General features: G+C 57.0%; 24 protein-coding genes and 1 riboswitch. Of the genes, 13 read left to right on the forward strand and 11 right to left on the reverse strand.

Annotated features, from left to right (window positions below):
- The first annotated feature begins 2 nt into the window (after positions 1-2).
- The 3 genes from D5067_RS07740 to D5067_RS07750 are packed head-to-tail and all read left to right on the forward strand — an operon-like array spanning position 3 to position 2824.
- Positions 3-1160, forward strand: coding sequence for an ABC transporter permease (locus D5067_RS07740; RefSeq protein WP_119936995.1), 1158 nt, complete (start codon positions 3-5; stop codon positions 1158-1160).
- Positions 1153-2103 carry an ABC transporter ATP-binding protein gene (locus D5067_RS07745; RefSeq protein WP_119936994.1) on the forward strand — a complete coding sequence of 317 codons (951 nt, stop codon included), beginning with the start codon at positions 1153-1155 and terminating at the stop codon, positions 2101-2103. Before D5067_RS07740 ends, D5067_RS07745 begins: the two co-directional genes overlap by 8 nt.
- Complete coding sequence (locus tag D5067_RS07750; protein WP_119936993.1) at positions 2087-2824, forward strand: ABC transporter permease; 738 nt, start codon at positions 2087-2089, stop codon at positions 2822-2824. The genes D5067_RS07745 and D5067_RS07750 overlap by 17 nt, the downstream gene beginning before the upstream one ends.
- On the opposite strand, the gene D5067_RS07755 is transcribed toward D5067_RS07750, so the two are convergent.
- Both D5067_RS07755 and mlrA read right to left on the reverse strand, forming a co-directional pair.
- Complete coding sequence (locus D5067_RS07755) at positions 2799-2912, reverse strand: protein YohO (RefSeq protein WP_010433613.1); 114 nt, start codon at positions 2910-2912, stop codon at positions 2799-2801. The two genes, D5067_RS07750 and D5067_RS07755, sit on opposite strands and share 26 nt — an antisense overlap.
- A 69-nt stretch (positions 2913-2981) precedes the next feature.
- On the reverse strand, positions 2982-3722 hold the full coding sequence (gene mlrA, locus D5067_RS07760) for an HTH-type transcriptional regulator MlrA (RefSeq protein ID WP_119936992.1): 741 nt from the start codon (positions 3720-3722) through the stop codon (positions 2982-2984).
- A 218-nt stretch (positions 3723-3940) separates the two neighbouring features.
- Between mlrA and D5067_RS07765 the strand changes: the two genes are divergently transcribed.
- Genes D5067_RS07765 through D5067_RS07775 form a run of 3 tightly spaced genes read left to right on the forward strand, consistent with a single transcriptional unit; the run spans position 3941 to position 6857 of the window.
- Entirely contained in the window at positions 3941-5626 is a 1686-nt protein-coding gene (locus tag D5067_RS07765) for a sensor histidine kinase (protein ID WP_119936991.1), read from the forward strand.
- The gene (gene btsR, locus D5067_RS07770) at positions 5620-6339 is read left to right on the forward strand and encodes a two-component system response regulator BtsR (RefSeq protein ID WP_119936990.1); all 720 of its coding nucleotides are present in this window, start codon (positions 5620-5622) and stop codon (positions 6337-6339) included. Before D5067_RS07765 ends, btsR begins: the two co-directional genes overlap by 7 nt.
- Positions 6340-6386: 47 nt before the next feature.
- On the forward strand, positions 6387-6857 hold the full coding sequence (locus D5067_RS07775) for a YehS family protein (protein ID WP_006176388.1): 471 nt from the start codon (positions 6387-6389) through the stop codon (positions 6855-6857).
- 106 nt (positions 6858-6963) lie between these two features.
- Here D5067_RS07775 and metG read toward each other — a convergent pair whose 3' ends face one another.
- Positions 6964-8997: a methionine--tRNA ligase gene (gene metG, locus D5067_RS07780; RefSeq protein WP_119936989.1), complete on the reverse strand. Its 2034-nt coding sequence runs from the start codon at positions 8995-8997 to the stop codon at positions 6964-6966.
- A gap of 137 nt (positions 8998-9134) precedes the next feature.
- Here metG and apbC point away from each other — a divergent pair, with 137 nt between their 5' ends.
- Positions 9135-10244, forward strand: a complete 1110-nt coding sequence (apbC, locus tag D5067_RS07785; RefSeq protein ID WP_119936988.1) for an iron-sulfur cluster carrier protein ApbC — start codon at positions 9135-9137, stop codon at positions 10242-10244.
- A gap of 92 nt (positions 10245-10336) precedes the next feature.
- Here the strand turns inward: apbC and D5067_RS07790 are convergent, their stop codons facing one another.
- Positions 10337-10816, reverse strand: coding sequence for a GNAT family N-acetyltransferase (locus D5067_RS07790; RefSeq protein ID WP_119936987.1), 480 nt, complete (start codon positions 10814-10816; stop codon positions 10337-10339).
- Complete coding sequence (locus tag D5067_RS07795; protein WP_119936986.1) at positions 10767-11099, reverse strand: RcnB family protein; 333 nt, start codon at positions 11097-11099, stop codon at positions 10767-10769. The genes D5067_RS07790 and D5067_RS07795 overlap by 50 nt, the downstream gene beginning before the upstream one ends.
- 472 nt (positions 11100-11571) lie before the next feature.
- On the opposite strand from D5067_RS07795, the gene D5067_RS07800 reads away from it, so the two are divergent.
- The 3 genes from D5067_RS07800 to D5067_RS07810 are packed head-to-tail and all read left to right on the forward strand — an operon-like array spanning position 11572 to position 15337.
- Positions 11572-12711 carry a polysaccharide export protein gene (locus tag D5067_RS07800; protein WP_119936985.1) on the forward strand — a complete coding sequence of 380 codons (1140 nt, stop codon included), beginning with the start codon at positions 11572-11574 and terminating at the stop codon, positions 12709-12711.
- A complete protein-coding gene (locus tag D5067_RS07805) occupies positions 12711-13160 on the forward strand; it encodes an arsenate reductase/protein-tyrosine-phosphatase family protein (protein ID WP_119936984.1) in 450 nt (149 codons plus the stop codon). Before D5067_RS07800 ends, D5067_RS07805 begins: the two co-directional genes overlap by 1 nt.
- Entirely contained in the window at positions 13160-15337 is a 2178-nt protein-coding gene (locus D5067_RS07810) for a polysaccharide biosynthesis tyrosine autokinase (protein ID WP_235843296.1), read from the forward strand. Before D5067_RS07805 ends, D5067_RS07810 begins: the two co-directional genes overlap by 1 nt.
- 14 nt (positions 15338-15351) lie before the next feature.
- Here the strand turns inward: D5067_RS07810 and D5067_RS07815 are convergent, their stop codons facing one another.
- Together D5067_RS07815 and D5067_RS07820 are read right to left on the reverse strand one after the other, a co-directional pair.
- Positions 15352-16695, reverse strand: coding sequence for an NCS2 family permease (locus tag D5067_RS07815; protein WP_119936982.1), 1344 nt, complete (start codon positions 16693-16695; stop codon positions 15352-15354).
- A gap of 20 nt (positions 16696-16715) precedes the next feature.
- Positions 16716-18494: an adenine deaminase gene (locus tag D5067_RS07820; protein WP_119936981.1), complete on the reverse strand. Its 1779-nt coding sequence runs from the start codon at positions 18492-18494 to the stop codon at positions 16716-16718.
- Between the two features lie 122 nt (positions 18495-18616).
- Here D5067_RS07820 and D5067_RS07825 point away from each other — a divergent pair, with 122 nt between their 5' ends.
- Complete coding sequence (locus tag D5067_RS07825; protein WP_119936980.1) at positions 18617-19537, forward strand: LysR family transcriptional regulator; 921 nt, start codon at positions 18617-18619, stop codon at positions 19535-19537.
- A gap of 51 nt (positions 19538-19588) precedes the next feature.
- On the opposite strand, the gene D5067_RS07830 is transcribed toward D5067_RS07825, so the two are convergent.
- The 4 genes from D5067_RS07830 to D5067_RS07845 all read right to left on the reverse strand — a co-directional run bounded on the left by D5067_RS07830 (position 19589) and on the right by D5067_RS07845 (position 23435).
- Positions 19589-21055 (reverse strand): pyridoxal phosphate-dependent decarboxylase family protein, encoded by a 1467-nt coding sequence (locus tag D5067_RS07830; RefSeq protein ID WP_119936979.1) that lies wholly within the window; start codon positions 21053-21055, stop codon positions 19589-19591.
- Between the two features lie 18 nt (positions 21056-21073).
- Complete coding sequence (locus D5067_RS07835) at positions 21074-22450, reverse strand: diaminobutyrate--2-oxoglutarate transaminase (RefSeq protein WP_024908137.1); 1377 nt, start codon at positions 22448-22450, stop codon at positions 21074-21076.
- 313 nt (positions 22451-22763) lie between these two features.
- Positions 22764-23201 carry a hypothetical protein gene (locus D5067_RS07840; RefSeq protein WP_119936978.1) on the reverse strand — a complete coding sequence of 146 codons (438 nt, stop codon included), beginning with the start codon at positions 23199-23201 and terminating at the stop codon, positions 22764-22766.
- Positions 23202-23210: 9 nt separating this feature from the next.
- On the reverse strand, positions 23211-23435 hold the full coding sequence (locus D5067_RS07845; RefSeq protein ID WP_119936977.1) for a hypothetical protein: 225 nt from the start codon (positions 23433-23435) through the stop codon (positions 23211-23213).
- Between the two features lie 582 nt (positions 23436-24017).
- A riboswitch (TPP riboswitch) is annotated at positions 24018-24114 on the forward strand.
- Positions 24115-24148: 34 nt separating this feature from the next.
- On the opposite strand from D5067_RS07845, the gene thiM reads away from it, so the two are divergent.
- Together thiM and thiD are read left to right on the forward strand one after the other, a co-directional pair.
- Entirely contained in the window at positions 24149-24919 is a 771-nt protein-coding gene (gene thiM / locus D5067_RS07850; protein ID WP_119936976.1) for a hydroxyethylthiazole kinase, read from the forward strand.
- The gene (thiD, locus tag D5067_RS07855) at positions 24916-25716 is read left to right on the forward strand and encodes a bifunctional hydroxymethylpyrimidine kinase/phosphomethylpyrimidine kinase (RefSeq protein ID WP_119936975.1); all 801 of its coding nucleotides are present in this window, start codon (positions 24916-24918) and stop codon (positions 25714-25716) included. Before thiM ends, thiD begins: the two co-directional genes overlap by 4 nt.
- Positions 25717-25746: the final 30 nt, after the last annotated feature.

Raw genomic sequence — 25746 nt, forward strand, 5'->3', positions numbered from 1 at the left:
CTGTGCCAATAAAATGCTATAACCGCGTGCTGCTGCTGTTGGCCTGCATGGCCATCGCGGCGGTCGCGTTACCCTTTATCAATGTCGCCCCTAACCGTCTGGTGTCGGGGGAGGCCCGCGCGCTCTGGCAGGTCTGGCCCTTTGCGCCAGCCCTGCTGGGGCTTACGCTCGCCGCCGTGATTGCATTATCGTTCTGGGGGAAGCGTACGGCCCATTGGCTAACGCTTTTTCTCTGCGAAGCCCTTTTTATTGTGCTTTTCTGGAGCGCGGGGCTGGCGGCGGCGCAGATGGTTTCTGTCGAAAGCCCCCTTGCGAGAACGTCAATTGGCAGCGGCTTATGGCTGTGGCTGGCCCTGTGCCTGCTGGCCTGTAGCGACGTCATTCGTCGCCTGACCGCAAGGCCAGTCTGGCGCTGGTTACTGAACGCACAGCTTTGGTGTATCCCGCTGTGGCTGCTCTTCAGCGGCGAGCTGAATAATCTTTCGCTGTTAAAAGAGTACGCTAACCGTCAGGAGGTGTTTGACGGTGCGCTGGTGCAGCATCTGACGATTCTGCTCGGCACGCTCTTCCCGGCCCTGCTGCTGGGCGTGCCGCTGGGGATATGGTGCTATCGCCATCCCGCCCGGCAGGGGAGCGTCTTCGCCGTTCTTAATGTTATCCAGACCATCCCTTCCGTGGCCTTGTTTGGCCTGCTCATTGCCCCGCTCGCGGGGTTAGTGAAGTCATTCCCCACGCTGTCCTCTTTCGGGATCGCCGGAACCGGGTTAACGCCCGCGCTGATTGCGCTGGTGCTGTATGCGCTGCTGCCGCTGGTGCGCGGCGTGGTGGCGGGATTAAGCCAGGTGCCGCAGGACGCGCTGGAAAGCGCCCATGCGATGGGGATGAGCGCGCGGCAGTGTTTCTGGAAAATCCAGCTTCCGCTGGCGCTGCCGCTGCTGGTCCGCAGCCTGCGGGTGGTGACGGTACAAACGGTGGGGATGGCGGTGATAGCCGCGTTGATTGGCGCGGGAGGCTTTGGCGCACTGGTGTTCCAGGGGCTGCTCAGCAGCGCGCTGGATTTGGTGCTTTTAGGTGTCGTTCCTACCATTGCGCTGGCGGTGGTGCTGGACGCGTTGTTTGCCCTGTGGCTCGCGCTGCTCGGGAGAAGAGCCAATGATTGAATTTCACGATGTGAGTAAAACCTTTGCAGGTCGCCCGGCGGCGAGCCACCTGAATCTGCATTTTGCACAGGGGGCGTTCTCGGTATTGATTGGCACCTCCGGGTCGGGAAAATCCACCACCCTGAAGATGATTAACCGGCTGGTGGAGCACGACAGCGGTCTGATTCGCTTCGACGGAGAGGAGATCCGCAGCCTGCCGGTTCTGGAGTTGCGCCGTCGAATGGGGTACGCCATTCAGTCCATCGGCCTGTTTCCTCACTGGACGGTGGCGCAGAATATCGCCACCGTGCTGCAGCTGGAGAAATGGTCGCGGGCAAAAATAGCGGAGCGGGTCGACGAGCTGATGGCGCTGCTCGGCCTGGAGCCGACGCTCCGCGAGCGCTATCCGCACCAGCTATCCGGCGGGCAGCAGCAGCGGGTGGGCGTGGCGCGCGCGCTGGCGGCGAATCCTCAGGTGCTGCTGATGGATGAGCCTTTCGGCGCGCTGGATCCCGTCACCCGAGGGGCGCTTCAGGCGGAAATGACCCGCATTCACCGCATTCTCGGGCGCACGATTATTCTCGTGACCCACGATATCGATGAGGCGCTGCGCCTGGCCGATCGTCTGGTGCTGATGGACCATGGGGAGGTGGTGCAGCAGGGGACGCCGCTTGAGCTGTTGACCCATCCGGCTAATGATTTTGTACGCGAGTTTTTTGGACGCAGCGAGCTGGGCGTCAGGCTGCTTTCCCTGCGAACCGTGGGCGACTACATGCGCCCGCAGGGAGCGCTGGTGAGCGGCGAACCGCTGCATGAACAGATGAACCTGCGCGATGCGCTCTCTGCGTTTGTCGCCCGACAGTGCGAGGTGCTGCCCGTTTCGGACGCTCAGGGCGCACCGTGCGGCACTCTTCATTTTCGCGATCTGCTGGCCGGGGAGGTGACGCGTGAGGTACATGCGTGATCCGCTACTTTGGCTGGTAGCGCTCTTTATTGCTTTACTCTTGCTGATGCCGCACAGCGGCGGGCTGTTTAACGCCCTGTTTCCTGGACTGCCGCGCCCGGTCTATCAGCAGGAGAGCTTTATTAATCTGACGCTGGCGCACTTCTGGCTGGTGGCGGTCTCAAGCGTAATAGCCATTGTCATCGGCGTGGGGGCAGGTATTGCGGTGACGCGGCCATGGGGCCGGGAGTTTCGCCCGCTGGTGGAGACCATCGCCGCAATCGGCCAGACGTTTCCCCCCGTCGCCGTGCTGGCCATCGCCGTGCCGGTGATTGGGTTTGGTCAGGAGCCAGCCATTATTGCGCTGATTTTATACGGCGTGTTGCCCATTCTTCAGGGAACGCTGGCGGGCATGGCGGCAGTACCCGCGTCCGTGACGAGCGTGGCTGAGGGGATGGGCATGAGCGCCGGGCAAAGGCTTCGCAAGGTCGAACTGCCGCTGGCAGCACCCGTTATCCTTGCGGGGATCCGAACGTCGGTGATTATCAATATCGGCACGGCAACTATCGCCTCGACGGTAGGTGCCAATACGCTGGGGACGCCGATTATTATCGGCTTAAGCGGTTTTAACACGGCCTACATTGTTCAGGGGGCACTACTGGTGGCGCTGGCGGCGATCGTCGTCGACCGGCTGTTCGAGCGCCTGGCGCTCTGGCTCAGCCGACACCGCCACGAACGATAAACGAGTAACCTGCCAGCATCACGCCGCCGATTCCGCTTACGGCCATCAGAACAAAAAGGGTAATTACGGCCAGTTTGGTTGCCTTCATCATGTGCTCCTGTTGTTAACGGAACAATTATACGGTGAAGCGCAGCTGTTAATGAACCATTAAATGTCGTTACGGCTCATTTGGACCAAGCGTGTAGACGGGATAACCATGTTCACGCCATTCCGTCAGCAGCTGCTGCTGCGAGGCGGATGGCACCTCCCCACACCAGACGAGGAGCGTCTGGCCGTCGAAGAACTCGGGCCGTAGCTGAGCCAGAGAGTGCGCCAGCACATCTACCCGCCAGCCCTGCTGCGTGGCTATCCAGGCTTCAAGCCACAGGCGGGTGGTATCGTGGACGTTCCAGCCCACCACCAGAGCATCCTTGCCGCTCTTGTTTCTCGCCGAGGCAAGACAAACCGAAATATAGTTAATCAGCACGCCGTCGAGCATGCTGAGCAGCGCCTGCAGGGTCGACTGCTGGCACTGAAGGCGCCGACGGAGCGGGATAAAAAGGTGGGCGATCAGCGTTTGTGCGGGGTAGTCTCGCCCCTGGTCTTTAATCCAGCCGCGTAAACGCTGCAAATTACCGGCCTGCAAAAGCCGCAGCAGGGTTTCCTGCTGCTCGCGCCAGGCTTGCTGGGTGTCCGGGTCCTCCTGGCTTAGCAACGATTTCACTTTTCCGACCTGAACGCCGTTGTCGATCCAGCTTTTGATCTCGCGGATCCTGTCGATGTCCGCATCGTTAAAAAGACGATGCCCACCGTCCGTTCTCTGCGGTTTAAGTAATTCGTATCTTCGCTGCCACGCCCGTAGGGTTACGGGATTGATATCACAAAGGAGTGCCACTTCACCTATCGTGTAAAGCGCCATATTCGCCCCCTGGCTTGCGCGTCCCCAGGTTAACTGTAGACCCAGTTTGTCGAACCAGGAAATTTTGATTGTTTTTTGAACAATAAATGCGAAGCATGCGTTGCGTTCGGCAAAAGGTGTGATGGCGGACACGATTTACAGCTTTTTTGGACGGCTTCAAAGAAAGTTAATCCCCATCAGTGTATGTTACGCGTTTTTAGAACGTGCGGTTTCTGAGTATGTACGAGTTTAATCTGGTGCTGCTGCTGCTTCAGCAGATGTGTGTGTTTCTTGTCATCGCCTGGTTGATGAGTAAAACGCGCCTGTTTATTCCGCTGATGCAGGTCACCGTACGCCTGCCGCACAAACTGCTCTGCTACGTAACTTTTTCGATTTTCTGCATTCTCGGCACCTACTTTGGACTTCATATTGAAGATTCCATTGCCAACACGCGCGCCATCGGTGCGGTGATGGGCGGGCTGCTGGGTGGCCCCGTCGTCGGCGGTCTTGTCGGGCTAACCGGCGGCCTGCACCGTTACTCGATGGGCGGGATGACCGCGCTCAGCTGCATGATTTCTACCATCGTCGAAGGGCTGCTCGGTGGCCTTGTCCACAGCTACATGGTCAAACGCGGCCGTCCGGATAAGGTCTTTAGCCCGCTGACCGCAGGCGCAATAACCTTTGTGGCGGAGATGGCGCAGATGGCGATAATCCTGCTGATTGCCCGCCCGTTCGACGACGCGCTGCACCTGGTGGGCAGTATTGCCGCCCCGATGATGGTCACCAACACCGTTGGCGCGGCGCTGTTTATGCGCATTCTGCTCGACAAACGCGCCATGTTTGAGAAGTACACCTCGGCCTTTTCCGCGACGGCGCTAAAGGTTGCCGCCTCGACAGAGGGGATCCTGCGCCAGGGCTTTAACGAAGAGAACAGCATGAAGGTGGCGCAGGTGCTCTACAAAGAGCTGGATATTGGTGCGGTCGCCATCACCGACCGTGAGCGGCTGCTGGCCTTTACCGGCACCGGTGATGACCACCATCTGCCGGGCAAACCAATCTCCTCTGCCTATACGCTGCGCGCCATTGAAACCGGCGAAGTGGTCTATGCGGACGGGAATGAAGTGCCTTACCGCTGCTCGCTGCACCCGCAGTGTAAGCTTGGCTCAACGCTGGTGATCCCCCTGCGCGGTGAAAACCAGCGGGTGATGGGCACCATCAAACTCTACGAAGCTAAAAATCGCCTGTTCAGCTCGATCAACCGCACGCTGGGGGAGGGGATTGCCCAGCTGCTCTCCGCTCAGATTCTGGCAGGGCAATACGAGCGCCAGAAAGCGCTGCTGACGCAGTCAGAGATCAAGCTTCTGCATGCCCAGGTCAATCCGCATTTCCTGTTTAACGCGCTCAACACGCTTAAAGCCGTCATCCGCCGCGACAGCGATCAGGCCGCGCAGCTGGTGCAGTTTCTGTCGACCTTTTTCCGCAAGAACCTCAAGCGACCGTCGGAAATTGTTACCCTGGCCGATGAGATTGAGCACGTTAACGCCTATCTGCAGATCGAGCAGGCCCGTTTTCAGTCGCGTTTACAGGTGTCGTTATCCGTTCCGGACGAGCTGGCGTATCAGCATCTTCCGGCCTTTACCCTGCAGCCTATTGTGGAAAACGCCATCAAACACGGGACTTCCCAGCTTCTGGGAACGGGGGAGATCACCATTTCCGCCAGCCAGTTTAACCATCATCTGGTGCTGGATATCGAAGACAACGCCGGGCTTTACGTCTCTTCCGCCTCGGGCGGGTTAGGGATGAGCCTGGTCGATAAACGCCTGCGCGCGCACTTTGGCGACAACTGTGGGATCACCGTCGCCTGTGAGCCAGACCGATTTACCCGAATTACCTTACGACTGCCGCTGGAGGAAAACGCATGCTGAGAGTGCTGATTGTGGATGATGAGCCGTTAGCACGGGAAAACCTGCGCGTGCTGCTGCAGGAGCATAGCGATATCGAAGTGGTGGGGGAGTGTGCAAATGCCATTGAGGCCATAGGTGCCGTTCACAAACTGCACCCGGACGTGCTGTTCCTCGATATCCAGATGCCGCGCATCAGCGGGCTGGAGATGGTCGGTATGCTTGACCCGGAGCATCGTCCCTATATCGTGTTTCTGACGGCGTTTGATGAATATGCCGTCAAGGCGTTTGAAGAACACGCCTTTGACTACCTGCTGAAGCCGATAGAAGAGAAGCGCCTTGATAAAACGCTCACCCGATTACGTCAGGAGCGTACCGTTCAGGACGTCACGCTGCTGACGGAGCATCAGCCGCCTTTAAAATTTATTCCCTGCACCGGGCACAGCCGGATCTACCTTTTACAGATGGATGACGTGGCGTTTGTCAGCAGCCGGCTCAGCGGGGTATACGTGACCAGCGCGGAAGGTAACGAAGGGTTTACCGAGCTGACCCTGCGCACGCTGGAGAGCCGCACGCCGCTGATCCGCTGCCATCGCCAGTATCTGGTGAACATGGCGCACCTGAAGGAGATCCGTCTGGAAGAGAACGGCCAGGCAGAGCTGGTGCTGCGCGCCGGACAAACGGTGCCGGTCAGCCGCCGCTATCTGAAGAGTTTGAAAGAGGCGATTGGCCTGTAAAACTGGTACACTGCGCGGCATTGCAACATCGACAGTTAAAGGCACTCATGATTAGTAATGACATTCTTCGTAGCCTGCGCTACACCCTGAAAGCAAACAATAACGACATGGTGCGCATTCTTGCGCTGTCCGATATGGAAGCCACGTCGGCAGGTTTCGATACCTGGATGACCAAAGAGGATGAAGAGGGGTTTGTGCGTTGCCCGGACATTATTCTTTCGGGCTTCCTGAATGGCCTTATCTACGATAAGCGCGGCAAAGATGAGTCTGCGCCGGAGCTGGCGCTTGAGCGTCGGGTAAACAACAATACCGTGCTGAAAAAACTGCGCATCGCGTTTTCGCTGAAAACGGACGATATCGTGGCGATCATGACCGAGCAAAAATACCGCGTATCGGTGCCGGAAGTGACCGCCATGATGCGCGCGCCGGACCATAAAAACTACCGCGAGTGCGGCGACCAGTTTTTGCGTAATTTCCTGCGCGGGCTGACCCACCGGGTGCACCACCCGAAGGCGTAAAGGCGGTAGGGTGCGGCCTGATGCTCTCACCCCGACCCTCTCCCACGGGGAGAGGGAGAAAACAAAATGCCATAAAAAAAGCCGGAGATAATCTCCGGCTTTTTTGTTATTTCACCTGCTGACCCGGCTTCGCGCCTTCGTCTGGGCTTAACAGGAAGATATCCTTCCCGCCTGGGCCTGCAGCCATCACCATCCCTTCCGAGATGCCGAAGCGCATTTTGCGCGGCGCCAGGTTTGCCACCATCACGGTCTGACGACCAATCAGCACCTGCGGGTCCGGATACGCGGAGCGGATGCCGGAGAAGACGTTACGCTTCTCGCCGCCCAGATCCAGCGTCAGGCGCAGCAGCTTGTCAGAGCCTTCTACAAATTCCGCGTTCTCGATCAGCGCCACGCGCAGGTCGACTTTCGCGAAATCATCAAAGGTGATGGTTTCCTGAATCGGATCGTCTGCCAGCGGGCCGGTGACCGGTGCCGCAGCCGCCTTCACTTCCTCTTTGGATGCTTCCACCAGGGCTTCAACCTGCTTCATCTCGATGCGGTTATACAGCGCCTTGAAGGTGTTCACCTTGTGGCCGAGCAGCGGCTGTTGGATCGCGTCCCAGGTCAGTTCAGTGTTCAGGAAGGCTTCAGCGCGCCCGGAAAGCTGTGGCAGAACCGGCTTCAGGTACGTCATCAGCACGCGGAACAGGTTGATGCCCATGGAGCAGATAGCCTGCAGGTCCGCATCGCGACCTTCCTGTTTAGCGACAACCCACGGTGCCTGCTCGTCTACGTAGCGGTTTGCCAGGTCAGCCAGCGCCATAATTTCACGCACCGCTTTACCGAACTCGCGCGCTTCCCACGCTTCGCCAATGGTGGCCGCCGCGTCGGTAAAGGTTTTGTACAGCGCAGGGTCAGCCAGTTCAGCCGCCATCACGCCGTCAAAACGCTTGGCGATAAAGCCTGCGTTACGGGACGCCAGGTTCACCACCTTGTTCACGATGTCTGCGTTCACGCGCTGCACGAAATCTTCCAGGTTCAGGTCGATATCGTCGATGCGGGAAGAGAGCTTCGCGGTGTAATAGTAGCGCAGGCTGTCGGCGTCAAAGTGGTTCAGCCAGGTGCTGGCTTTGATGAACGTCCCGCGGGACTTAGACATCTTCGCGCCGTTCACCGTCACGTAGCCGTGCACGAACAGGTTGGTTGGCTTGCGGAAGTTGCTGCCTTCCAGCATCGCCGGCCAGAACAGGCTGTGGAAGTAAACGATGTCTTTACCGATGAAGTGGTACAGCTCGGCGTCGGAATCTTTCTTCCAGTACTCGTCGAAGCTGGTGGTGTCGCCGCGCTTGTCGCACAGGTTCTTGAAGGAACCCATGTAGCCGATTGGCGCATCCAGCCAGACGTAAAAGTACTTACCCGGCGCGTTCGGGATTTCAAAGCCGAAGTACGGCGCATCGCGGGAGATATCCCACTGCTGCAGGCCGGATTCAAACCACTCCTGCATTTTGTTCGCCACCTGCTCCTGCAGCGCGCCGCTGCGGGTCCACGCCTGCAGCATTTCGCTAAACGACGGCAGGTCGAAGAAGAAGTGCTCGGAGTCACGCATGACGGGCGTTGCGCCGGAGACCACGGATTTCGGCTCGATAAGCTCGGTCGGGCTGTAGGTCGCGCCGCACACTTCGCAGTTATCGCCGTACTGATCCGGGGATTTACACTTCGGACAGGTGCCCTTGACGAAGCGGTCCGGCAGGAACATGCCTTTTTCCGGATCGTACAGCTGAGAGATGGTGCGGTTTTTAATGAAACCGTTCTCTTTCAGGCGGCCGTAGATCAGCTCCGACAGCTCGCGGTTTTCGTCGCTGTGCGTGGAGTGATAGTTGTCATAGCTGATGTCAAAGCCAGCAAAATCAGTCTGATGCTCCTGACTCATTTCGGCAATCATCTGCTCCGGGGAAATCCCCAGCTGCTGCGCTTTCAGCATGATCGGCGTGCCGTGGGCATCGTCCGCACAGATGAAGTTAACCTCGTGGCCGCGCATTCGCTGGTAACGGACCCAGACATCAGCCTGGATATGCTCCAGCATGTGGCCGAGGTGGATTGAGCCGTTGGCGTACGGCAGTGCGCACGTTACCAGAATTTTTTTCGCGACTTGAGTCATAGTAGGCATTACTTCTTTTAACTGTGAAAAGGGTTTTTGATATTACCAAAAGGGGCATTATTAAGTAAGCACAAACCACGGCCTTTCAGGTAAACTTGTTCACCTAAGGTCTTATTCACAAGAACAAAGGAGTCGGGATGAGTTCTCAATCCCAGGCCAAATCACCGGAAGCCTTACGAGCAATGGTCGCCGGGACGCTGGCTAATTTTCAGCATCCAACCCTGAAGCACAATCTCACGACGCTGAAAGCGCTTCACCACGTCGCATGGCTGGACGATACGCTGCATATTGAGCTGCAGATGCCGTTCGTCTGGACCAGCGCCTTTGACGCACTGAAAGAGCAGACCAGCTCTGAGCTGCTGCGCATTACCGGTGCGAAAGCGATCGACTGGAAGCTGAGCCACAGCATCGCGACGCTGAAACGCGTGAAAAACCAGGCGGGCGTTAACGGCGTGAAAAACATTATCGCCGTGAGTTCAGGTAAGGGCGGGGTGGGGAAATCGTCCACCGCGGTCAACCTGGCGCTGGCGCTGGCAGCCGAAGGGGCGAAAGTCGGTATCCTGGATGCCGATATCTACGGCCCGTCTATTCCAAACATGCTGGGCGCGGAAAACCAGCGCCCAACCTCGCCGGACGGTACCCACATGGCGCCGATCGTGGCGCACGGTCTGGCGACCAACTCGATTGGTTATCTGGTTACGGACGATAACGCGATGGTCTGGCGCGGCCCGATGGCCAGCAAAGCGCTGATGCAGATGCTACAGGAAACCATGTGGCCGGATCTGGATTATCTGGTGCTGGATATGCCGCCGGGCACCGGCGACATTCAGCTGACGCTGGCGCAGAACATTCCGGTAACGGGCGCGGTCGTCGTCACCACGCCGCAGGACATCGCGCTGATCGACGCCAAAAAGGGCATCGTTATGTTCGAGAAGGTGGAAGTGCCGGTGCTCGGTATTGTTGAAAATATGAGCATGCATATCTGCAGCAACTGTGGTCACCATGAGCCTATCTTCGGTACCGGCGGGGCAGAAAAACTGGCCGCGCAGTATCACACCCAGCTGCTGGGTCAGATGCCGCTGCACATCACGCTGCGTGAGGATCTGGACAGCGGGAAGCCAACGGTGGTGAGCCGTCCGGACAGCGAATTTGCGGATATGTATCGCCAGCTGGCGGGGCGCGTTGCGGCGCAGCTCTACTGGCAGGGTGAAGTCATTCCGAGCGAGATTGCGTTCCGCGCGGTGTAATGCCCCAGCGCGTTAGTGCCGGGTGGCGGCTTCGCCTTACCCGGCCAACGAAATACGGTTTGTAGGTCAGGTAAGCGAAGCGCCACCTGACTTTACCCAAGCCGATAATGCATCAGATAGTACTCTCCGTCCGGAGAATCTCCCGATGCTTCAATGTGCCAGCCGTGGCGCTGGTAAAACGCGACAGCCCGTTCATTCTTCACCAGACACTTCAGCGCCCCCGTGCTGGTAAACGTCTTCTGCACCTGCTCCAGTAACAACCGTCCCACGCCCAGACTCTGATAGCGCGGATCGACAAACAGATTGTGCAGAAAATTATCGTTCGTCCAGACTGAGGCGAATCCAAGCCGATGGCCGTTCTGAACCGCCACCCAAATCTGTTCGTCACGCGTTGCCGCGTCAAAATCCTCAAGCTGCCAGTCAGCGCCGTTCAGCCAGGGCCAGGCGTCGCGCCGGGCGTGCAGATAAAGCGTGCGCAGGAAAGGACGATCGCTCTCCTGCCACGGGCGGATCAGGATCGCATCAGCGGTGATAGAAGATATCTCCGTTGTAGGCTTTATGGATTTTGCCATCCGCATCGCCAATCAGAACGTAGTTCTCGCCCATATAGGTCCAGTGAGTGCCCGCGTCCGGAGCCGGAAGGTTACGCAGCTGGTACTGTTTGATGGTGTACTCAGGGGTTTGGTACTGCGCGGGAGCCGTGTCGCCAATCTTGAACTTCGTGAAGTCGGCAATGAACTCTTGCTCTTCATAGGCCTTGATGCCGGAAGGTGCTGACGCCGTTTGCGGAGCCGCAGAGGCCGCACCCGCCAGAGACATTACGACACCCAGAAGCAGCCATTTACGCTTAGCCATTTTTTCTCCAGTTATACCGTTACTGATACTCTCAGCCTGCTGTTTCGTTGACAGCGTGACGAAGAACCCATTTTAAGTGCCGTAGCAGAGTATGTTCGAAAAAAAATGTAACAAAAGTGAACGGTTTTGTGTAGTACGAAAGATGAAGACTATTTCTTACGTGAATGTGTTTGCCTAGGAATAATTCCTATGAACTATAGTTTTTCTTCACTAATTCTGAAAATACATTGTCGGTATAGTTTTAGACCCCTTTTTGCGTGCATTTTATGGAGCAAGGATTTAATATTTTCCGAAAGTGAATCTTTTTAATTCATCGTATGTCCTGGCTTCTGCAGTGAAGGATTAACTTCACCGTTGATTAACAATGTTCTGAATGCAATGAATTGAAAATAAAGTGGTTATAGGGACTGGTAAACGTGGGTTTTGAGCCCGGCAGGCGTTTGCCTCGAGCAGGGATAATAAATTTAGATAAATGAAAAGCACAACGGCATTTCCTGTAATATTCTTAGTAATAAGTCAGTTGACTGGGTGCGTTATTTCACCCGGGCAAACGTTAAGTACTGCCGGGAAAAAAATAATCGTCTCTGCGGATCAAAATACGCGCTTAGATAATCAAGTGGATATATATCCTTTAACCCCCTCGCTAATTGAAAAACTGCGTCCTCTCACAGCCAAATCTCAGTCAAATCCTAGTCTGGATGAGCAGGTCAAAAACTGGGAATACCGAATTGGTGCCGGCGACATTCTCACCGTTACCGTCTGGGATCACCCCGAGCTAACGACGCCCGCCGGGCAGTACCGTAGCGCAAGCGACACGGGCAACTGGGTCAATGCCGATGGCACGCTCTTCTATCCTTACGTGGGTAAGCTGCACGTGGCGGGAAAAACGGTATCCGAGGTGCGCGAGGAGATCACCGCGCGGCTGGATAGCGTTATTGAAAGCCCGCAGGTGGACGTCAGCATTGCCTCCTTCCGTTCGCAAAAAGCCTACGTGACCGGCGAGGTGGCGAAATCGGGCCAGCAGGCCATTACCAATATTCCCTTAACGGTCATGGATGCCGTCAATGCCGCCGGGGGGCTTTCTGCGGACGCTGACTGGCGTAATGTGGTGCTCACCCACAACGGTCAGGATACTCGAATTTCACTGTACGCCCTGATGCAGCATGGCGATCTGACGCAAAACAAGCTGCTACATCCTGGCGACATTCTTTTTGTTCCGCGCAACGATGCGCTGAAAGTGTTCGTGATGGGTGAAGTCATCAAGCAGAGCACGCTGAAGATGGATCGAAGCGGCATGACGCTGGCGGAAGCGCTGGGGAACGCGGGTGGAATGGATCAGAGCATGGCCGATGCAACCGGGATTTTTGTTATCCGTTCGGTCATTGGGAAAGGCAAGACGGATAAAATTGCCAATATTTATCAGCTCAATGCAAAAGATGCGTCAGCGATGGTGCTGGGCACGGAATTCCAGCTTCAGCCATACGATATTGTTTACGTCACTACGGCACCGGTGTCGCGCTGGAATCGCGTGATCTCGCAGCTGGTCCCTACCATCAGCGGCGTACACGACCTGACCGAAACGGTTCGTTATATCCGATCGTGGCCGCAATAATGTTCAATTCTATCCTGGTGGTATGCACCGGCAATATTTGTCGCTCCCCGATTGGAGAGCGGCTGCTGCGCCAGCATTTGCCCGACAGGCTGGTGACGTCGGCGGGTATTCATGGGCTGGAAGGAATGCCTGCCGACGGCGGGGCACGTGAAGTGGCCTTGCGTCATGGGGTTTCGCTCGAGGGGCATGTGGCGCGCAGGGTGACGCCCAGCCTGCTGCAGAGTTCCGATCTGATTCTGGTCATGGAACCCGAGCACCTTCATTTTATTGCCGCGATGGCCCCGGAAAACCGGGGAAAATCCCTGCTTTTTGGACAATGGCTGGAGACGAAAGACATTCCTGACCCCTACCGAAAAAGTCGTGAAGCTTTCGAGTTTGTTTTCCAGCAGTTGGGGAAAGCCAGTCATGAATGGGCTCGTCGTTTGGTTCAACAAGGGATAAAGCGGTAATGTCTTACAAATCAGACAACTATGTATCTGGTACGTCCCAAAACAGTGAAATTGATCTTCTTCATCTCTTCGCGACGATCATCGATCGTCGCGTGATGATACTGTGCGTGACGCTGCTGTTCACCCTGGTCGCGGGCATCTATGCGTTTTCTACCACACCGGTCTACCAGGCCGATGCGCTGGTGCAGATAGAGGGGAAACAGGATAACTCGCTACTTAAAAGCTTAGGTCCGCTGGGGCCCGATCTTTCGCCTGATGTGGCGCCAGAACTTTTGCTGCTGAAATCACGTATGATCCTGGGTGAAACCGTCGATCGGCTGGGCCTGACCTATCAGGTTAAGCGGCGCGTCTTCCCCGTTGTGGGGCGGCTGTGGGAGCGTCTGCACGGCAGTGAGCCTGGCAGCATTAAGGTTGAAGAACTCACTCTTCCCACCCGGGAAGGCAAAGCACAACCCTTAATACTGACCGTGCTGGAGCAGGGGCGGTATCGCATTGCCGGTGAGGCCTTCGAGACTGATGGCGTGGTTGGAAAAAGGCTGAAGAAAGGCGGGGTTTCTCTGCTGGTCGCCTCGCTTAGCGCCGCGCCCGGAACCCAATATACCCTGAACACTTTCACCAGGCTTGAGGCGATCAACGATCTGCAGAAAAGGTTATCTGTTGCGGAATCGGCGAAGCAGAGCGGCATTATTACGCTAACGCTGACGGGCAGCGATCCGGGCAAGATTGCGCGGGTGCTCGATACGATTACAGAAAATTATCTTCAGCAAAATATCGCGCGCCAGGAGGCGCAGGACTCCCGCAGCCTGGCATTTTTGCAGCATCAGTTGCCGAAAATCAGCAGCGAGCTTGATGAGGCCGAAGCGCGGTTAAACAGCTATCGCGAGCAGCGAGATTCCGTGGACTTATCCCTGGAGGCGAAGTCGGTTCTGGATCAGGTGGTCAACGTGGAGAATCAGCTTAATGAGCTGACGTTCCGTGAGGCGGAAATCTCCCAGCTTTTCAAAAAGGATCACCCAACCTACCGCGCGCTTCGGGAGAAACGGCAAACGCTCGAGAAGGAGCGCGAGCGTCTGAATAGTCGCGTCTCATCCATGCCCTCTACGCAGCAGGAAATATTGCGTTTGAGTCGGGACGTTGAATCCGGGCGGACCATTTATCTGCAGCTGTTGACGCGTCAGCAGGAGCTCAATATCTCTCGCTCCAGTGCGATTGGGAACGTACGGATCATTGACCCCGCGGTGACGCAACCTGAACCCATACGGCCGCGAAAAGCCATCATTATTGCGCTTGGTGTACTGCTCGGCGGGCTATTTTCCGTGGGCTGGGTGCTGGTTCGCTCCGCTTTTAAAAGAGGTATCACCTCATCGGAGCAAATGGAACTGCAGGGGATGCCGGTTCTGGCTACGCTGCCCCGCTCAGTTTGGCTATGGAAGCAAACGCACCTGCGCAAGATGAACCCGTTCACCTGTCACTGGAGACATAAAACGACGGATGTCCCTTTCCTGCCTAAAGAGAGGCCCGCGGATATGTTTGTCGAAGCGGTGCGCGGGCTGCGAACCAGCCTGCACTTCACCATGATGGAGGCGGCTAATCGGATTGTGATGCTGTCGGGTCCTACACAGGACTGCGGAAAAACGTTGGTCAGCATGACGCTGGCAGCCATTGCTGCGCAGGCCGGGCAGCGCGTGCTGTTTATAGATGCGGATATGCGAAAGGGATACGTTCATAACGTGCTGGGGCTTAACAACGCCTGCGGATTATCCAGCGTGCTTGACGGTCACGTGGAGTGGCCGGACGCTATTCAGCACAGTGAAAAAGCGGGCATTGACGTATTGACCTGTGGTCCGCAGCCCCAGCGCCCGTCGGAGCTGCTCATGAGCGAACGCTTCCAGACGGTAATGTCGTGGATAAACGAACAGTATGACATCGTGATTGTTGATACCCCGCCGGTTCTTGCCGTCACGGATGCCGCACTGGTCGCGCGAGTCGCGGCGACAACCCTGCTGGTTGCCCGATATGAGAAAACCAGCGTGAAAGAGCTTGAGAACTGTATTAAGCGTTTGCAGCAAATGGGCGTTCAGGTGAACGGCACCATTCTCAATGATATCGTGAAGTCCGCCGCGCTCTATTATGACTCGGGATACAGCCATTATGACTACGGCTATACCCGAGAATAAAAGGGACGTTAGCGTTAATGCTTTACCAGCGTGGCGAAGTAGTAAACCAGGGGAATGGCGAGGATCCAAAGTCCAGCCGGAATTTCGCGCCATTTCCCGGCAATCGCTTTAATGACGATGTAGAACAGCAGCCCGCCCGCGATACCTGTCCCAAAGCTGTTGGCAATCAGCGTAATCATGACCATCATCAGCACCGGCAGCCCGTCGGTGAAGTTTGCCAGGTCGACCTTACGCAAGCCGCTGAACATATTCAGCCCGATCAGGATAAGGGCAGGCGCAGTGGCTTCTTTTGGGATCATCAGTGCAACAGGCGTGAACAGCAGCATCAGCAGGAACATCACGGCGGCGGCCAGCGCCGTCATCCCCGTTTTACCGCCCGCTTCAGCGGCAGCGGATGACTCAATCAGCGCGGTAGCGGCCGGGATACCGACCCACGGGCCTATCGCCGCGGCAATGGAGTCCACCATAAACGGACGATTGATGTTCGGCATATTCCCTTCTTCATCCAGCAAACCCGCTTCGCCCCCAACGGCCAGCGTGGTGCCCATGGTGGAGAAAAATTCGGAAGCGAAGAAGACAAACAGGAACGGCAGGAAGGCAATATTGAGCGCGCCGAGCATATCGATATGGCCTAACACCGGCGTGAGCGAGTGGGGGACGTCGATAAAGCTGGAGGGCAGCTTTGTCACGCCCATCGGGATGCCGACGAGGGTGGCGAACAGAATCGCCCACAGAATGGCGCCCGGTATGCGGCGAGCCTGCAGGGCGATAGCCAGAAACAGCCCCGCTAACGCCACCAGCGCGCCGGGGGAAAGAAAATCGCCCAGCATCAGCGCATTGGTTTTGGCGTTTGCCAGCACCAGCCCGGCATTACGGAAGCCCAGTACGGCAACAAACAGCCCGATGGAGGCCGTGAGCCCCAGCTTGATGGACTGCGGAACCGAACGGGTTACCACCTCGCGCAGGCCAAATCGGGTCAGCAGGAAGAATAAAATCCCCGACCAGCAGGCAATGCCTAAACCAATTTGCCAGCCAATCCCCTCACTGCCTGCGAGCGTAACCCCCACCAGCACCGAGCCGCCGATGCCCGGCCCAACGATAAACGGCAGGTTTGCGTAAAAGGCCATCAGCAGCGTGCCGGCGACAAAAACCAGAATCGTGCCCGTGGTTGCAGCACCCTTATCCATGCCCCCGATGGCCAGCAGGCCAGGGATCACTACCAGCAAATAGGCGGCGGCGAGAAAGCCGGTAATACCCGCCAGGCATTCGGTGCGAACGGTGCTGCCGCGCGCGCGCAGCGCGAATCGGCGTTCGAGCCAGCTCCCTGGTGCTGGCGAATTTACGGTGTTGTCGGCCATTATCCGGCTCTCCTTTAGCTTTATTGTGTGTTGTCCGGGGTTTCCCGGTAAGAGATCAGCGGGTCGACAATCTGGCGGGTGCTGCCATCTGTCAGCCCAAGATCGGTCAAATGCGGCCCGGCGTTACAGGCAAGGCAGGTGCCTTCAATGGCCTTAAACACCCGATACGGCGGTTCCCAGTCGGCAATCAAACTGCTGCGATCGCGCAGCGATTTAAACTGGCGAGCGAGCTCGGCAGGCGGCAGGTCAGAGAGCATGCCCGCTATCGGCATGGCAACATGGGCGATAATCTCGCCGTTTTGCACCAGCGCCATGCCGCCGCCGCTCTGGATTAGCGCGTTAGCGGCCAGCGCCATGTCGTCTGGGTCGCGCCCCAGCACCACCAGATTATGTGAATCATGCGAATAGCTGGTGGCAATCGCTCCGCGGAGTTCTCCCCACCCTTCAAGCAGGGCGATCTGCGGCGTTGCCGCATGGCGCGCGTGACGGTGCTGAACCCAAATCAGGCTAAAGCCATCGGGGATCTCTACCGCGCCGTTACGCACCTGGACATCCGTTTCGCCCCAGCGGGTAAAACGCGCGCCGCTGATATGGCGCAGGCGCGCAATACCGTGGTTTGCACCGTCAATTTTCATGCTGAAATCTTTGGCGGTCAGCGCAGACAGGCGCACGGTACCGCGTGGGAGCGCGATGGGTTTATCAAAAATCGTCTCGAGCATCGCCCCGTCCTGGGCAATCAATTTTCCAGCCACAAATACACTTCGGGCCGTTAATTTTTCCAGGGAATCAAAGACCACCAGGTCTGCGCGACGCCCGGCGGCAATCAGCCCCAGGTCATTGCGCTGCAGGCGAATGGCCGCGTTAAGCGTGGCAAAACGCAGCGCGTCCGTAGCCGGCAGGCCGTGTTCAATCAGCAGGTTCAGCAGTGCGATAATTCCGCCTTTTTCCATCAGCATGTCCGGCGGTACGTCATCGGTACACACGGTGATTTGCGACGAAAGGTGGGGCAGGGTTTTCAGGGCACTCACAATATCAGGCAGCAGATAAGGATGCGAACCCCGTATCTCCAGGGTCAGCCCGGCGCGCAGCTTCTCCAGGGCGTCGTCGGCGGAGGTCAGCTCGTGATCTGAGGTGACGCCAGCGGCCAGATAGGCCTGCAAATCAGCGCCGCTGAGCCCGCGCGCGTGGCCTTCAATCAGCTTTCCGCTCTCCAGCCCGGCCTGCATAATTTCCAGCATCCGCGGGCTGCCGTTGAGCACGCCGTGCATATCCATTACTTCCGCTACGCCGCGTACTTCAGGCCAGCCGAGCAGGGTATTCATCTCTTTCCCTGCGAAGTCTGCGCCGGACATCTCCAGGCCAGGCGTTGACGGCACGCTCGACGGCGCGGCGACCATCACCTGCAGGGGCAGGCCGCGGCTGGCTTCAATGGCTAAACGCACGCCGTCGATGCCCAGGACGTTTGCGAGCTCGTGGGGATCCCAGAAAACCGCGGTGGTGCCCTGCGTGAGCACAATTTCCGCGTAGCGGGCGGGCAGCAGATGCGAGCTTTCGAGGTGCACATGCGTATCCATCAGCCCGGGAGAGAGATACTGGTTGTTGAGGTCGTGCGTCTCACGCGCGTCGCTACGGCTGCCGCGCGGGTGGACGCTGGCAATCAGATTGCCGACAATGCCGACATCCGCTTCGCGGATCTCTCCGGTCGCCATATCAACAATGCGGGTATGTGTGAGCAGCAGGTCAAAGGGGAGTTCACCCCGTGCGGCCTGCACGGCGCGGCGTCGGGTTTCGGCAGTCATGCAATAAACAGTTCCAGCATTAAAACAATGACGCTACTCTATGCATCCGGCAAACGTTTGCCCAGCTGATAAAATTTATCATCCAATAACCCCAGCTTATTCTGCGACGCGTGTAGACGAAAATGACGACGGAACCCTGGCAGCGCTTGCCCGCGCTTTCTCTGCGACAGCTACAGTATTTTGTTACCCTGGCGCAGCTGCGTCATTTTACCGACACTGCCAGCAGGCTGGCGATCAGCCAGCCTGCGCTCAGCAGCGCGCTGCGCCAGATCGAAACGGTACTCGGCGGTAAGCTGGTGAACCGCACCGCCTCTGCCGTAACGCTGACGGAGCTGGGCAATGCCATCCTGCCGCACGCGCAGCGCGTGCTCAGCGTGGCTCAGCGCGCGTTTGACGATATGCAGCAGATTGTGCAGGCGGGCGGCGACGGCACGGTCCGTATCGGCCTGGTGCCTTCCGTAAGTTCACTGCTGTTCCCGCTTCTGCCACAGACGCTGGCCCAGGCTTTTCCGCGCCTCAGGGTGGAATTTCACGATCAAACTAACGATGCGCTGGTGGCTCAGCTGCTGAAAGGGCAGATTGATTTTGGTATCGGCGCGCTGGACAGTTCGGTTCCGGAACGGCTGGACGTCTTCCCGCTGCAGGAGGATCCTTTCGTCGCGGTGATTCACTGCAACGACCCGCTGGCCGCGTCGGCGCATTTACCCTGGAAGCAGCTGGTGGGCCGCGATATCGCGGTGTTCTCAAAGGGCAACATTCAGCGTCTGGTGGGGGCATTAGCCGACAGCCATCGCCTGTCGCTGCAGGCGCGTTATCAGGTGGACTATATTGAAACGCTGTACGGCCTGGTGCGTTCAAAGCTCGCCGTGGCAATCTTGCCCCAGCTCTACACCACGCATCTGCAGGACTCGCAGCTCAGGGTCGTTCAGCTTCAGCAGCCGGCGCTCTACCGGACGGTTGCGCTTATGCGTGCGCCGCAGGCGCTGCCGCCGCTGATTGAATCTTGCTTTACGCTGATGGTTGAAACCTTGAGGACACGCTGAGGGGATAGGGCAGGGGAAAATACCCTCTCCCGAACGGGAGAGGGATAAGCATTACTTCGCCAGAACTTCCTGCGCGGTGCGCTCAACCAGGGACAGCAGGACTTTAACGTCTTCCAGCGTCACGGTTGGGTTCAGCAGCGTCAGCTTCAGGCAGGTGATACCGTTATGCTCGGTCACACCGACGTTGGCACGGCCGGATTCCAGCAGCGCATCGCCAATTTTCTGGTTCAGCAGGGCGATGCCCGCGTCATCCATCTGTACCTGTCCGCGGAAGCGGAACAGCACGCTTGCCAGCTGCGGCTGCATAACCAGCTCAAGCGCAGGCTGCTCTTTCACATAGCTTGCAACCTGCTGTGCCAGCGTCACGCCGCAATCGATGATCGCCGCGTACTGCTCCTGACCCAGCGCTTCCAGGCTCATCCACAGCTTCAGCGCGTCGAAGCGGCGGGTGGTCTGCAGAGATTTGGACACCAGGTTAGGCACGCCCGCCTCTTCGTCAAACTCAGAGTTCAGGTAGGCCGCCTGATAGCGCATCAGTTCATAGTGACGCGCTTCTTTCAGCAGGAACGCGCCGCAGCTGATGGTCTGGAAGAACTGCTTGTGGAAGTCCAGGGTAATGGAATCCACCAGTTCAATACCGTCCAGGTAGTGACGATACTGCTCGGACATCAGCAGCGCGCCGCCCCAGGCCGCGTCAACGTGTACCCAGATGTTCTGCTTCGCCGCCAGTTCTGCAATGGCACGCAGCGGGTCGATAGCACCGGCATCGGTGGTACCTGCCGTCGCAACGATGGCCAGGATCTGCTCGCCGTTCGCGTTGCACTGCTCAATTTTCGCCGCCAGATCGGTGAGATCCATACGGGAGAATTCGTCCGTTTTCACCTGCACCACGGACTGGTAGCCCAGGCCCATCAGCGCCATGTTTTTCTGCACGGAGAAGTGCGCATTTTCGGAGCACAGCACGCGAATTTTGCGCAGATCGCCGACCAGACCGTCCTGCTGAACGGAGTGGCCCAGACGCGCAAAGAACGCATCGCGCGCCAGCATCAGGCCCATCAGGTTGCTCTGGGTACCGCCGCTGGTGAAGACACCGGCGTCGCCGGCCTGATAACCCACGCGGGTACGCAGCCACTCGATCAGTTTGATCTCGATAATGGTTGCGGACGGGCTTTGATCCCAGGAGTCCATGCTCTGGTTAGTGGCGTTGATCAGCACTTCCGCCGCCTGGCTTACGACCAGGCTTGGGCAGTGCAGGTGCGCCACGCACTGCGGGTGATGAACGGACAGGCTGTCTTTCAGGAAGAACTCCACGGCGCGTTCAATCGCCGCTTCGTTGCCCAGCCCTTTCGGGTTGAAATCCAGCTTAATACGGTCGCGCAGTTCCGCGACCGTTTTGCCCTGATACATCTCAGGCTGTTTCAGCCACTGCATCACAGCCTGAGTGCTTTGTTCAATCGCCTGCTGGTAAGCTTCAATGCTCTGTGCAGAGGAGAACAAAATTGGGTTTGAATCAGACATCGTAATCAACAACTCCGGTTACGCCGGGCGAACGCCCGCAGCAAGCAGCGCCTGCTCAAATTTATCCAGGAAGATCTTCAGCTCTTCATCGCTGATAAGCAGAGACGGCAGCAGACGCAGAACGATACCGTTACGACCGCCGCGCTCCAGAATCAGACCGGCTTCGAAGCACTTCTTCTGAATCAGCGCAGACAGCTCGCCGTCGCCCGGGAAGCAGCCCATGTGGTCAGCGGCTTCGTTTGGCTTAACGATCTCAATACCGATCATCATGCCCAGACCGCGAACGTGACCAATCACCGGGTAGCGTTTCGCCATCTCTTTCAGCTGGCCTTTCAGCCATTCGCCTTGTGCAGCCACTTTGCCCGCGATGTTCTGGTCTTTCAGGATTTTCAGCGTCGTCAGACCGGTTGCCATCGCCAGCTGGTTGCCGCGGAAGGTGCCGGTGTGGTGGCCTGGGGCCCATGCATCGAACTGCTTTTTGATACCGAGCACGGCCAGCGGCAGACCGCCACCGACAGCTTTAGACATCACGATGATGTCTGGCTCGATGCCAGCGTGTTCGAAGGCGAAGAATTTACCGGTACGGGCAAAGCCCGCCTGGACTTCGTCGAGGATCAGCAGAATGCCGTGTTCCTGAGTCACTTTACGGATGCGCTGCAGCCACTCGGCCGGAGCCGGGTTCACGCCGCCTTCACCCTGAACCGCTTCCAGAATGACGGCTGCAGGTTTACGCACGCCGCTTTCAACGTCGTTGATCAGGTTATCGAAATAGTAGGTCAGCGCTTTCACGCCTGCTTCACCGCCGATACCCAGCGGGCAGCGGTACTCGTGAGGGTAAGGCATGAACTGGACTTCTGGCATCATACCGTCAACCGCTTCTTTCGGAGACAGGTTGCCGGTCACGGACAGCGCACCGTGGGTCATACCGTGGTAACCACCAGAGAAGCTGATGATACCGCTACGACCGGTCACTTTTTTCGCCAGCTTCAGCGCCGCTTCAACGGCGTCTGCACCGGAAGGACCGGTGAACTGCAGGCAGTACTCTTTGCCCTGACCAGGCAGCAGAGAGAGCAGGTATTCAGAAAACGCGTCTTTCAACGGCGTCGTCAGATCCAATGTATGTAACGGCAAGCCGCTGGTAATGACATTTTGGATGCTTTTCAGCACATCAGGATGATTGTGACCCAGCGCGAGGGTGCCAGCGCCGGCTAAACAGTCAAGGTATTCTTTATTATCTGCATCGGTGATCCACACGCCTTCTGCTTTAGTGATCGCTAAAGGCAGCTTGCGCGGATAACTCCTGACGTTAGATTCAAACTCGGCCTGACGGGCCAGATAGGTTTCGTTGCTTTTATGGGCATCTACGGTGTCAATACGGACTTTATCCGTCATCATATCACTCCTACAACCGCGGCTTCGTTATGCGCCACGATTGAATAAAAAGTTAAAAAACAGATGGGGGTGTCTAAAAAACGCCGCCAATATAGAGCCTTTTTCCGTGGGGCTCAATGGTTAATTTGTTTACTGTTTTGTTACACGCCACACGAGGGGGGCAATATCCCGTTTCCTGCGTCGTAAAAAGCATTTTTTCGGCAATGAATTCAGCGCGTTATGTACACCTAATCTGGACTGTAAAAGTGAGGGTTAGAGTGTTACAAATCGTGCCTTTTCCTTAAGAAAAAGGAGGCGGAATGCCTCCTGGCGATCGTTATTTCTGCGTTACCTGCAAAATGCCGTGTTCACGGCCTTTGGTTTTATTCCAGGAGGCATCCGTAATACCGTTTTCATCAAGGCTAATGGATATAACAAATCCGTTACCATGAATTTCATAAAAGTTAGCATTCAGGCGTTTCACCGTGGCTTTTTTGCCATTAACGGTGGCGCTAAAAAAGCCGTTTGAAATCGTGGCATTAAGCTCATCAGAAGTGAATGACGCTTCACGCATTGGGTCATGGACAGCTGCCGCCTGGTTATGACCCGCCGCGTTTTCAGCCTTGGTTTTCGTAATATCGCACGAGCCGTCGCCATCGCTAATCTGAGTACATCCGGAACGTTCCAGCTGCGCGCGATAGTGCGCGCTAATGGCATGCGCCGGAGCCGCTGCTACGGTGAACAGCAGGGCAACCAGGGCTAATTTCGTTTTCATCGCAAAACCTTAATTATGGTGATGGTGTTTATGGGAGGTATCTGTCGCTCGCGCGGCGTTAGCATATGCCGCAGACAGGGACGCGTTATTAACGCCCTGTTGTCTTTGCTGTTCTGAAAGGTAGCACGTATCGTAGCTCACCCCTTTTGCGGTGCAATTGGCGATTCGCTGCTCGGGAGAAACGCAGCCCGCGAGCAGCGCGGCGATAACCGCAATCATCATTAACTTCTTCATGTTATTGCCTTATAAAACACACAGATAATATGAAACGTACATTACGCCGATCCAAATCCCGATAGAGATAAGCATCAGATATAGGGCCGCTGAGATAAATATATATTTGGACATGCTTTTGGCTATCATCGTTATTAATTTAATCAGTTCTTGCGCTGGTTAATAAAAAGTCATGTTAATACAAACCATTCATGAAATAGCTACTGACAAAGGTAACTGCGGTAAACTATCCAGTAAGGTGACTTTTTAATCCTTGATCGCGATCACTTAAAACTTCTGTTTACAGAATGGTTAATCGATAAAAAATCAATGTAAACATTTACTTATGCCTTCCATCTGAAAGGCTGCTATAAAGAGGTGAATAAAATCAACCTTATAATGGCCCTTCATCAAGGCTCATTAATGTAAACATTGGTTGTTTGATTTCCCCTTATTTTCAGGAGTGAGTAGCCAGTATTTTAATTCACAGATCCTGACGAAATGCTCTCAAATTTGAACCTAAGATACCGCTTGCATCCGGGCTTCAGTCGCGGGTAGACTCGCTCTCTAAATGAAGTTATTTACAGTAAAGTGATTTCATTGTTATTTGACTCGGGGTGCCCTTCTACGTGAAGGCTGAGAAATACCCGTACCACCTGATCTGGATAATGCCAGCGTAGGGAAGTCAGATGCCTTCCCGGTCATCGCTTCTTCACGCAAGGCAGGAGCGAACCATGCAGCCTGACCTGCTCGATCTACACGTTTTACATCAGTTCCGAACCCGTTCCCCGCTTACCCACTGTATGACTAACAATGTCGTACAAACCTTTACCGCCAATGTCCTGCTCGCACTTGGCGCCTCGCCGGCGATGGTGATTGAAGCCGAAGAAGCCGAACAGTTTGCGACGCTTGCCGATGCGCTGCTGATCAACGTCGGTACGCTGACCGCACCGCGCGCCCAGTCGATGCGTCGGGCAATAGAAAGTGCGGTGGCGGCAGGCAAACCCTGGACGCTCGATCCGGTTGCCGTTGGCGCGCTCGCCTTTCGCACCCGCTTTTGTCATCAAATTCTCTCCCTTAAGCCTGCCGCAATTCGTGGTAACGCCTCGGAAATTCTCGCCCTTGCAGGGATGAGCGCGGGCGGTCGCGGCGTAGATACAACCGATACGGCGGCCAGCGCGCTGCCTGCCGCCCAGGCACTGGCGCGCCAGATCAACGCCATTGTGGTGGTAACCGGCGAGGTGGATTACATCACCGACGGGCAGAGAACCCGCACCGTATCGGGGGGCGATCCGATAATGACCCGCGTTGTCGGCACAGGCTGCGCGCTCTCCGCCGTCGTTGCGGCCTGCTGTTCGCTGCCCGGCGACCGGCTGGATAATATCGCCGCCGCCTGCGGATGGATAAAGCGTGCCGGTACGGTCGCCGTGGCGCACTCCCGCGGTCCCGGCAGCTTCGCCAGCGCGTTTCTGGACGCGCTTTATACGCTGGAGGAGCAGGCATGAAGCGGATTAACGCCCTCACTATAGCCGGTACGGACCCCAGCGGCGGCGCCGGTATCCAGGCCGATCTGAAAACCTTCTCCGCGCTTGGGGCCTATGGCTGCTCGGTGATTACCGCGCTGGTGGCGCAAAACACCCGCGGCGTGCAGTCGGTCTACCGCATTGAGCCGGATTTTGTCACCGCGCAGCTGGATTCTGTGTTCAGCGACGTGCGCATTGATAGCACCAAAATCGGCATGCTGGCGGAGGCGGATATCGTCGACGCGGTGGCCGAGCGTCTTAAACGCTATCAGGTGCAAAACGTGGTGCTCGATACCGTAATGCTGGCAAAAAGCGGCGACCCGCTGCTTTCCGCCTCTGCCGTTGAGACGCTGCGTAAAAAGCTGCTGCCGCAGGTGGCGATGATCACCCCAAACCTGCCTGAGGCCGCCGCGCTGCTGGACGCTCCTCATGCGCAAACCGAACGCGAAATGAAAGAGCAGGGGCGGGCGCTTCTGGCGATGGGTTGCGGCGCGGTGCTGATGAAGGGCGGTCATCTTGATGATGCGGAAAGCCCTGACTGGCTCTTCACCCGCGACGGTGAAGAGCGCTTTACCGCCCCGCGCGTGCAGACTAAAAACACCCACGGCACGGGCTGTACGCTCTCTGCCGCGCTGGCGGCGCTGCGCCCGCGACACAGCGGCTGGGGAGAGACGGTGCAGGAAGCCAAGATCTGGCTCTCGGCGGCGCTGGCAAAAGCCGATACTCTGGAGGTCGGTCACGGTATTGGACCGGTTCACCATTTTCATGCATGGTGGTAACTCAGTATAATGGCAGTAAACACCACGCCT

This window comes from Enterobacter huaxiensis (genome assembly GCF_003594935.2).
GTDB classification, from domain to species: Bacteria; Pseudomonadota; Gammaproteobacteria; order Enterobacterales; family Enterobacteriaceae; genus Enterobacter; species Enterobacter huaxiensis.

Coding starts and splice junctions, on each gene's coding strand:
- D5067_RS07745 (WP_119936994.1), top strand. CDS start 1,153: ATGATTGAATTTCACGATGTGAGTAAAACCTTTGCAGGTCGCCCGGCG.
- D5067_RS07755 (WP_010433613.1), bottom strand. CDS start 2,912: ATGAAGGCAACCAAACTGGCCGTAATTACCCTTTTTGTTCTGATGGCC.
- mlrA (WP_119936992.1), bottom strand. CDS start 3,722: ATGGCGCTTTACACGATAGGTGAAGTGGCACTCCTTTGTGATATCAAT.
- D5067_RS07765 (WP_119936991.1), top strand. CDS start 3,941: ATGTACGAGTTTAATCTGGTGCTGCTGCTGCTTCAGCAGATGTGTGTG.
- btsR (WP_119936990.1), top strand. CDS start 5,620: ATGCTGAGAGTGCTGATTGTGGATGATGAGCCGTTAGCACGGGAAAAC.
- D5067_RS07775 (WP_006176388.1), top strand. CDS start 6,387: ATGATTAGTAATGACATTCTTCGTAGCCTGCGCTACACCCTGAAAGCA.
- metG (WP_119936989.1), bottom strand. CDS start 8,997: ATGACTCAAGTCGCGAAAAAAATTCTGGTAACGTGCGCACTGCCGTAC.
- apbC (WP_119936988.1), top strand. CDS start 9,135: ATGAGTTCTCAATCCCAGGCCAAATCACCGGAAGCCTTACGAGCAATG.
- D5067_RS07790 (WP_119936987.1), bottom strand. CDS start 10,816: ATGGCAAAATCCATAAAGCCTACAACGGAGATATCTTCTATCACCGCT.
- D5067_RS07795 (WP_119936986.1), bottom strand. CDS start 11,099: ATGGCTAAGCGTAAATGGCTGCTTCTGGGTGTCGTAATGTCTCTGGCG.
- D5067_RS07800 (WP_119936985.1), top strand. CDS start 11,572: ATGAAAAGCACAACGGCATTTCCTGTAATATTCTTAGTAATAAGTCAG.
- D5067_RS07805 (WP_119936984.1), top strand. CDS start 12,711: ATGTTCAATTCTATCCTGGTGGTATGCACCGGCAATATTTGTCGCTCC.
- D5067_RS07810 (WP_235843296.1), top strand. CDS start 13,160: ATGTCTTACAAATCAGACAACTATGTATCTGGTACGTCCCAAAACAGT.
- D5067_RS07815 (WP_119936982.1), bottom strand. CDS start 16,695: ATGGCCGACAACACCGTAAATTCGCCAGCACCAGGGAGCTGGCTCGAA.
- D5067_RS07820 (WP_119936981.1), bottom strand. CDS start 18,494: ATGACTGCCGAAACCCGACGCCGCGCCGTGCAGGCCGCACGGGGTGAA.
- D5067_RS07825 (WP_119936980.1), top strand. CDS start 18,617: ATGACGACGGAACCCTGGCAGCGCTTGCCCGCGCTTTCTCTGCGACAG.
- D5067_RS07830 (WP_119936979.1), bottom strand. CDS start 21,055: ATGTCTGATTCAAACCCAATTTTGTTCTCCTCTGCACAGAGCATTGAA.
- D5067_RS07835 (WP_024908137.1), bottom strand. CDS start 22,450: ATGATGACGGATAAAGTCCGTATTGACACCGTAGATGCCCATAAAAGC.
- D5067_RS07840 (WP_119936978.1), bottom strand. CDS start 23,201: ATGAAAACGAAATTAGCCCTGGTTGCCCTGCTGTTCACCGTAGCAGCG.
- D5067_RS07845 (WP_119936977.1), bottom strand. CDS start 23,435: ATGAAGAAGTTAATGATGATTGCGGTTATCGCCGCGCTGCTCGCGGGC.
- thiM (WP_119936976.1), top strand. CDS start 24,149: ATGCAGCCTGACCTGCTCGATCTACACGTTTTACATCAGTTCCGAACC.
- thiD (WP_119936975.1), top strand. CDS start 24,916: ATGAAGCGGATTAACGCCCTCACTATAGCCGGTACGGACCCCAGCGGC.